1 protein-coding gene is annotated in these 374 nt (G+C 65.4%); it reads left to right on the forward strand.

The features are described from left to right. Positions 1-61 precede the first annotated feature (61 nt). On the forward strand, positions 62-374 hold a 313-nt coding region (locus AC1DKR_RS21420; protein WP_478035231.1), incomplete at its 3' end, for a contractile injection system protein, VgrG/Pvc8 family.

The following is a 374-nucleotide window of genomic DNA, read 5'->3' on the forward strand; positions in this document are numbered from 1 at the left end:
CCATTTCCACTTCCAGCACTCGACCAGCGGCCACAAACTGGTGTTCGGCGATGACCAGACGGTGTTCCSSAARCTSGCGCCRGTGRSCTACCAGCARGACTCCGGCATGGYCGCCRAMRAMCCGGTGATCAAGCGCTTCAACCTGCGCCTGGAAACCCGCACTACCCGCGTCAGCCGCCGCGACTACGACTTCGAAAAACCCCGGCTGCTGCCGGAAAGCGCGGCCAAAAGCGCGTTCGCCCCGGACCTCGAAGACTACGACTACCCCGGCCGTTTCACCGACCGCGCGCGCGGCAAGCAACTGGCAACCCGTGCCCTCGAGCGCCATCGCAGCGACTACCAACTGGCCGAAGGCAAAGGCGACGACCCGACCC

The sequence above is a fragment of the Stenotrophomonas sp. 01N47 genome (genome assembly GCF_056399165.1).